Annotated in this window: 10 protein-coding genes; 8 read left to right on the forward strand and 2 right to left on the reverse strand. The window is 42.3% G+C overall.

Annotated elements, in window-relative coordinates:
* Positions 1 to 14 precede the first annotated feature (14 nt).
* A complete protein-coding gene (locus tag JI65_RS07570) occupies positions 15 to 1,211 on the reverse strand; it encodes an ABC transporter ATP-binding protein (RefSeq protein ID WP_191014775.1) in 1,197 nt (398 codons plus the stop codon).
* A gap of 352 nt (positions 1,212 to 1,563) precedes the next feature.
* Between JI65_RS07570 and JI65_RS07575 the strand changes: the two genes are divergently transcribed.
* The 5 genes from JI65_RS07575 (at position 1,564) to JI65_RS07595 (ending at position 4,317) form a co-directional block, all read left to right on the forward strand.
* A complete protein-coding gene (locus tag JI65_RS07575) occupies positions 1,564 to 1,800 on the forward strand; it encodes a hypothetical protein (RefSeq protein WP_191014776.1) in 237 nt (78 codons plus the stop codon).
* A 160-nt stretch (positions 1,801 to 1,960) separates the two neighbouring features.
* Entirely contained in the window at positions 1,961 to 2,389 is a 429-nt protein-coding gene (rplM, locus tag JI65_RS07580; RefSeq protein ID WP_191014777.1) for a 50S ribosomal protein L13, read from the forward strand.
* A 12-nt stretch (positions 2,390 to 2,401) separates the two neighbouring features.
* Complete coding sequence (gene rpsI / locus JI65_RS07585) at positions 2,402 to 2,797, forward strand: 30S ribosomal protein S9 (protein ID WP_191014778.1); 396 nt, start codon at positions 2,402 to 2,404, stop codon at positions 2,795 to 2,797.
* 244 nt (positions 2,798 to 3,041) lie between these two features.
* Positions 3,042 to 3,587, forward strand: coding sequence for a regulatory protein RecX (locus JI65_RS07590; RefSeq protein WP_191014779.1), 546 nt, complete (start codon positions 3,042 to 3,044; stop codon positions 3,585 to 3,587).
* A gap of 130 nt (positions 3,588 to 3,717) precedes the next feature.
* A complete protein-coding gene (locus tag JI65_RS07595) occupies positions 3,718 to 4,317 on the forward strand; it encodes a response regulator (protein ID WP_191014780.1) in 600 nt (199 codons plus the stop codon).
* Positions 4,318 to 4,729: 412 nt separating this feature from the next.
* On the opposite strand, the gene JI65_RS07600 is transcribed toward JI65_RS07595, so the two are convergent.
* Positions 4,730 to 5,068 (reverse strand): cupin domain-containing protein, encoded by a 339-nt coding sequence (locus tag JI65_RS07600; RefSeq protein ID WP_191014781.1) that lies wholly within the window; start codon positions 5,066 to 5,068, stop codon positions 4,730 to 4,732.
* An 81-nt stretch (positions 5,069 to 5,149) separates the two neighbouring features.
* Here JI65_RS07600 and JI65_RS07605 point away from each other — a divergent pair, with 81 nt between their 5' ends.
* Genes JI65_RS07605 through JI65_RS07615 form a run of 3 tightly spaced genes read left to right on the forward strand, consistent with a single transcriptional unit; the run spans position 5,150 to position 6,746 of the window.
* A complete protein-coding gene (locus tag JI65_RS07605; protein ID WP_191014783.1) occupies positions 5,150 to 5,482 on the forward strand; it encodes a hypothetical protein in 333 nt (110 codons plus the stop codon).
* Positions 5,475 to 6,173 (forward strand): SPOR domain-containing protein, encoded by a 699-nt coding sequence (locus JI65_RS07610; protein ID WP_191014785.1) that lies wholly within the window; start codon positions 5,475 to 5,477, stop codon positions 6,171 to 6,173. The genes JI65_RS07605 and JI65_RS07610 overlap by 8 nt, the downstream gene beginning before the upstream one ends.
* A gap of 3 nt (positions 6,174 to 6,176) precedes the next feature.
* Positions 6,177 to 6,746 (forward strand): hypothetical protein, encoded by a 570-nt coding sequence (locus JI65_RS07615; protein WP_191014787.1) that lies wholly within the window; start codon positions 6,177 to 6,179, stop codon positions 6,744 to 6,746.
* The last annotated feature ends 158 nt before the right edge of the window (positions 6,747 to 6,904 follow it).

The raw sequence follows: 6,904 nt of genomic DNA on the forward strand, positions 1-6,904 counted from the left end.
CTAATGTGTGGGGCTTATTTGTCAATGTCTTCGACGATATATCCGTCTTCCGCAGACCATGAGATATAAACCGTGTCCTTCCACTGAATTTCAGGACCGTCGTCAAGATAATTCTGGTGTTGCTTGAAAACTTTTACGATTGTGCCAGTCTTTTCGAGCTTTACGTAGAATTTTGACTGGAATCCTGTGTAGACAGGTTCCTCTACGACACCTTTGAACACGTTGATGTCTTTTCTGCCGTTCACGTTAGGTTCTTCGAGTGTAATTCTGATTTTTTCAGGGCGAACTGTGAACGCAACTTTCTGACCTTCGTCTGTGTGCTCGTAATCCGTTACGAGGATATTTTTGTCTTCTTCTTTTGTTGCCTGAGTGTCGTCTTTGAGCTGAGCCTGAATGCCGAGCGTAGGAACGTTGAGAGTTACCATGTGCTCAATGTCGGCTTTTCCGGCAACTTTGTATTCCTCGCATTTTACGACAGTCGCTTCAAAAAGGTTCGTCTCGCCAATGAACTGGGCTACGAATTGAGTCGCAGGACTTTCGTAAATTTCGTAAGGGGTTCCGATTTGCAGAACGTTTCCGTGATTCATAACGGCGATTCTGTCCGAAACTGCAAGTGCCTCGCTCTGGTCGTGAGTTACAAAAATGAACGTAACGCCGATTTTGTCATGGAGCCGGTCAAGTTCTACGAGAAGATTTGAGCGCAATTTTGCGTCCAGCGCCGAAAGCGGTTCGTCAAGGAGAAGAACTTTCGGCTCGTTTATGAGCGCACGTGCAATAGCCACACGCTGACGCTGTCCGCCTGAGAGCTGATTCGGTTTTTTGTAAATGTGGTCGTCAAGTTCCACAAGGTGAATGTATTTTCTTACTTGCTCGTCAACTGTCTTGTTGTCAACTTTTTTTAGTCGGAGAGAGAATGCGACATTTTCGTAAACTGAAAGATGCGGAAAAAGCGCATAATTTTGGAAGACTGTGTTCGAAAAACGTTTGTTCGGCGGAAGCTCCGTAACGTTCTTGTCGTCAAAAAAAAGTTCTCCTTCATCAGGAAATTCGAATCCGGCGATGATTCGGAGGAGCGTAGTTTTTCCGCATCCCGACGGACCCAGCAGCGTGAAAAATTCACCTGGTTTAATCGTAAAATTAACGTCATTAAGCGCAACAAAGTCATCGAAACGCTTGTTAATGTGATCGATAGTGACCTGACTTCCTTTCAATTCTTGTAACCTCTAAAAAATAATGACCACTTGTGGTGGTTTTATCGCATGAAATTTCTGATTTCGCATGATTTTATAAATTGATTTTTATACAGGAATTTGTCAAGCAAGATAGAGCAGAAAATTGATTTTTTTAAGAGAAGTTATGTGAATCACCCTATACAAAATGCGTGCGAACCATAAATAATATTTTATCGCAAAATATAGAAATCGGGCATCTCAAATACTTAAAATTTGGATATTTTTTTTTGTAGATGCCTGCGAGTTTTTTTCTATATTTTGTAGACTGAGCATAAAAAATCTCCGATAATCTACGGACTGATTTTAAAATTTAAAATTAATGAGGAAGATTATGTTTGCTATTTTGTGCGGACTCGTTCTGATGGCCTTTACGGTATTTGCGTGGATGGCTGACGGACTCAACTGGTCTAAAGAAATAATTTCATTCTTAAAAGGGGCTTCGCCTGTGATTGCGGCTTTTGTAGGCTTAATCGCCATATTTATTGGAGTCGCTGACATAAAAGACAAGCGGGAGGCGAAGCGGGAAGAAGAAGAAGCTCGCCGTGCCGAAGAAATTTCAAAAAATTAAATTCGTGGCGAGTTAACTGTAAATTCATTGACCATAAACTCAAAAAGATTTATATTATTAGTCCCCGTATATGCGCAGACGAATGCTCATCGTCTGTGGTTATGCTTCTGGAGATGCAGACCAGAAGGCATAAAGACTTTTTATTATAAGGTATATATACATGAAAACTATCTTCGTTAAAGATTACGAACAGAAACGTGACTGGTACATCATCGATGCTGCCGGAAAACCTCTTGGACGTGTTGCAGTTTTGGCAGCAACTCTTCTTCGTGGAAAGAACAAACCAACTTACACTCCTAACCAGGAGATGGGTGACTATGTTGTTATCATCAACGCTGAGAAAGTTGAGGTTACTGGTAACAAACATGAGGATAAGCTCTATCGTCACTACACAGGATTTGTACGCGGTCTCCGCACTTTCACATTCGACAAGCTTATCGAGCGTCATCCGACAGATCCTTTGACACGCACAATCAATGGAATGTTGCCTAATGGTCGTCTTGGTCGCAGACTTATGGGTAACCTTAAAGTATATGCTGGTGCTGAGCATCCTCACGCATCACAGAACCCAAAAGTAATTGAGTTGTAATAGGAGTCGATCATGGCAGTAAAAAACATTGCAATCGGTACAGGAAGAAGAAAAACATCTGTTGCTCGCGTATTTGTTCGTGAAGGCTCAGGAAAAATCGTTGTAAACGGAAAAGACGTAGCTGAGTATTTCCCAACAGAATCTCAGGTTCGTACAGTTCACCAGCCATTGTTGGTAACTAACTACGTTAACAAATATGATATCTTGATTAACGTTCAGGGTGGCGGATTGAAAGGTCAGGCTGCAGCTTGCTTGCACGGACTTTCACGCGCTTTGCTCCAGATTGATCCAGATACACGCGCTTCTTTGAAGGCTAACGGATTCCTTACTCGCGACAGCCGCATGGTTGAGCGAAAGAAGTACGGTCAGCGTGGTGCTCGCCGACGCTTCCAGTTCAGCAAACGTTAGTTTTTGCTTCGTTCTTTTCGGGATTGTGTATGCAGTCTCGAAAATTTGCGAGAATGTACACCGGTTTTTGCCGGTGTTTTTTTTTGGGGTGCGCGGATTTGGAAAATCAATTTGAAATCAAAAATCAAAGTTTGGCTGACGAAGAACTCTCCGAGTTGGAGATTTGTCGCGTAAATCAACTTTCGTCGATTGTAACGGATAATCCCGTGCTGGAAGTGGCTTTTACGAACGGTTCGGTTTTTTTATGCGTCCGGGCTATCTTGCGATTGTGCCGGCTGAAAAAATCCGCGTGGGCGAAACTTTTGAAGGCGAAGGTGTGACCGATTTGATTAATGCGGGCTTTGCTTACATGGCGGAGCGTAAGGCTGCGGATTGTCTTGCTCGGAGTGAGCAGTGCCGTACATCCCTTGAGCAAAAACTGTATCAGAAAGGATTTGAAAAATCTGCTGTGCGTCTGGCGTTGGATTATCTTGAAAAGCGTCATTTTTTGGATGATTCACGTTATGCCTCTCGTTGGCTCAGAAATCATTCAATCGGAAAATTTCATGGTCGGAGCAGGTTGCTTCGGGAGCTTTTGGGGCGCGGAATTTCGAAGAGGACTGCCGACTCCGCAATAAATGATTTTTTTATGGAGAATGATGAGTTTGAATTGTGCGGTAAAGCGTACAATAAAGGTGTGAGTATGAAAAAGTCAAATGAGAAACTGTTAAAATATCTTTTAGATTGCGGTTTTTCATATAAAATGGCGCAAAATACAATAAAAAATAATTCAGAAATTAAAAATTACTAGTGATTTTTTTAAAGAAAAACTCTAAAATCTATAAAATCTTTAATTCACAAAAAAATCTCTAAGGCTTTCTTAAAATTAAGACTTGTTTTTTTGGGAAATGCCATAAAAACTTACTTTAAGGATTGTTTTGATGACTGCAAATGAAACTAAACCGGTCGTTTACTCGGCTCTTGAGGTTGCAAATATATGTGGTGTCGTTAATCAGACGGCAATAAATTGGATTCGGAACGGATACTTAAAAGCTTTTAAAACTCCTGGAGGTCAATTTAGGGTTTATCCTGACGATTTGGCAGAATTCATGGAAGGCCGCGATATGGCTGTTCCTGAGGCTGTTGCCGCTTGCTGTACGCGAAGGCGTTATGGTTCGCGAAGTCTTCTTATTGTTGATGATGACAAGGGATTGAACACGGTTGTGGCAAAATATATGCAAAAGCAGCTTTCTGGGATCGAAGTCTTGCAGGCTTTTGACGGATTTGAGGCTGGTTCTCAGATGGCTGAGAGAAAACCTTCTTGCCTTATTTTGGATTTGGATTTGCCAGGAATTGACGGTTTTGAGCTTTGTAAAAAGATTAACGAAAATAAGAATTTCGGAAGCCCTGCTATAATCGTTGTGACGGCTCTTGAAAATCAGGAAGTTGAGGCTCAGGTAAGAAGCTTGGGCGTAAAGCAATTCTTTAGAAAGCCTTTGAACCTTGCAGATTTGGTTCAGGTGGTAGAAGAATCTGTTTAGTAGGTCTGGTGGCTCTGTAATTTTCTACCCCAAAGTTGCGAGCGATGCGTGAGCAACAAAACTGCCTCTCCGATTTGCCGCTTAGCTTGTCGTGGCAAATCGGAAACTGTTGTAAGTTATCCCACCAGAGCAAGAGTTTTCGTTAGAAAACTCTTGGGAAACGCAAAAGTGAACTCTAATTCCTGAAATCCCCTCTCCGCGTTTCCGTAAACGCACAAGCCAAACTACCACCCCAAAAGTTGCGAGCGGGGCGCGAGCAACAAAACTGCCTCTCCAAGTTGCCGCCGTGCTTGTCGCGGCAACTTGGAAGCCACGGCAAGACCCACCCACCAGAGCAAGAGTTTTCGTTAGAAAACTCTTGGGAAACGCACAAGTGAACTCTAATTCCTAAAATCCACTTTCCGCGTTTTCATTAATCCTTAACAAAATCCTTTCGGTATGGGTTAAAGATGTCTAGGAGAACTCCTGCTTCGAGGCAAGTGCAACCGTGGATTACGTCGTTCATTTTTAGCATTGTGTCGCCTTTTTGAACGATTTTTTTTACGCCGTCAATTTCGAATTCAAATTTTCCGCTTACAATGTAAGTGATTTGTGTGTGCGGATGATGGTGCAACGCTCCGATTGCACCTTTTTCGAAAGTGTTTTCAACACACATCAAATCGTCGCTATAGGCGAGAACTCTTCTTGTAACACCATTTCCTGCATCTACGCTTTCAACGTCGGAATGAAAGACCCATCTTTCGTTTTTCATAAAATCTCCTGTGTTTTTTATTTGGCATTTTTTTAGGCTGCCTTTATTATTCAAAAATAGATTCCGATAAAATTATGTAGTATGAAAAGAATTTTTACGAGTACTTTTTTATTAAGCCTGTCGATTTTTTTTCTTTCAACTGTCAATGCCGCTTCTCCAACGACAGCCAAGGCACTTGCGCAGGAATCCTTAAAAAAATCATCGGTAAATGAATCCATAAAATATATTCAGAATAACATTTCCTCGCTTTCTGCCCCTGCCGAAAAACGTTCGGCTTACGCATTTTTGGGAAGCGTTCAGGAACAGATGGGCCTGTTTTGTGACGCTGAAAAATCCTACGCCGCCGCTGCTGCAATTTCCGCTTCGGATGCCGAGGGAATGACAAAAAAAAGTTACGGAGCAGCTCGTGATTGACGCTGTGCGCTGTGCGTTGAGTCTTGGTGACTATAATTCGGCGGAAAGCTATTTAAAAAGTGCCGTAAAAGATTCCAAGGATGAAAAAATAATTGCTTACGTAAAACTTTATACGGAATGGGCAAAACTTTGCCGTGCGGAAAACGAAAAAGAGCTTCGTCCCGTGGTGGAGACTTTAAAATCTTTTGTCGGTTCAGACAAAATGAAATCTGTGGAGCCTTCCGTGCTTTTGACTTTGTATCATCTTACGGGCGAAAATTCATATTCGCGTTCGCTCAAAAATAAATATCCTTCGAGCATGGAATATGCCGTTGTGAGCGGCTCTGTTCAGCAACTTCCGCTCCCGTTCTGGTATTTTGTGCCGCGTTCGACCGACAATTTTTTTGACTCGCTTCCAGAAAATCAGGATTCAAAAACCGTAAAAACGGCGAATGAGTCAAAAAATGACAAAAATCAAAACTCGGATACGAGAAAAGTTCTTCGCCAGCAGCTCGGACTTTTTAAGGTTGAAAAAAATGCGAAAAAACTTGAGGAAAAGTTAAAAAGCTGCGGATTTAATGCTAGAATCATTACTGATACACGGGCTGACAAACTTTCGTATTATTCAGTGGTCGTTGATGAGGACAAAAATGGCACGATGGGGAAAAAACTCAACGATGCCGGTTTTGCATGTTCGCCTGTAATGGAGTGATTTATGGCTGATGATAGACTTTCCGTGATGAGCGCGTTCAGCGCGTTTCAAAAGAAATTTTCTCGTTTTACGAAAGCTGAGGAAGGTGAGCGGCTTGCTCCTGTTCGAAAGGACAAGGTTTTGCAGCAGGAGATTTCTGACCGTGAGGAACGGTACGAGAATGCAGTTTCGAATTCATACAGAATCTATAAATCTCCGTTCGAAGCTTTGGGACGTAATTCAAGTCGTGCAAAAGCGATTGACGATGATGAGCAGAGTCTTTTGAAGGCTTATGATTTGTACAAGGCGATTCTTGAGCTGAATGAAAAAAAAGGTGATTCCCATACTTTTGTGGCAAAGTACGAGATTGAAAATTTGATTAGCCAAAAAGACACTTACACACGGGGCGGTCAGATGGTCTATCTTCAGTGCTGGTTTATGTTCGAGCAAGGAGTTACGGATTTTGTTCCCGTTCTCGAAGAAGTTAAGCCCGGAAAATTTCAGTTGCGATTTGTTGAAGGCGAGTCTTTTAGGTTCCCGCAGACCGTTCTTGAGCAAGTAGAGATGATAAAAAGAATCTACTATCAGGGATAGATTCTTTTTACAAACGCGGCTACAGGGGGCAGCATTTGCAAGTTGACTAAAAGGCCCTGCTTGCCGCCTCGTTTTGTGAACACCTGCAAGAAGACCCACCAAAGCGCGAGTTTTTCGTAAGAAAAACTTGCGGGAAACGTCCGAGGAAAGATTTTAAT

The organism is Treponema zioleckii (genome assembly GCF_014737315.1).
In the GTDB taxonomy this organism is placed as follows: domain Bacteria; phylum Spirochaetota; class Spirochaetia; order Treponematales; family Treponemataceae; genus Treponema_D; species Treponema_D zioleckii.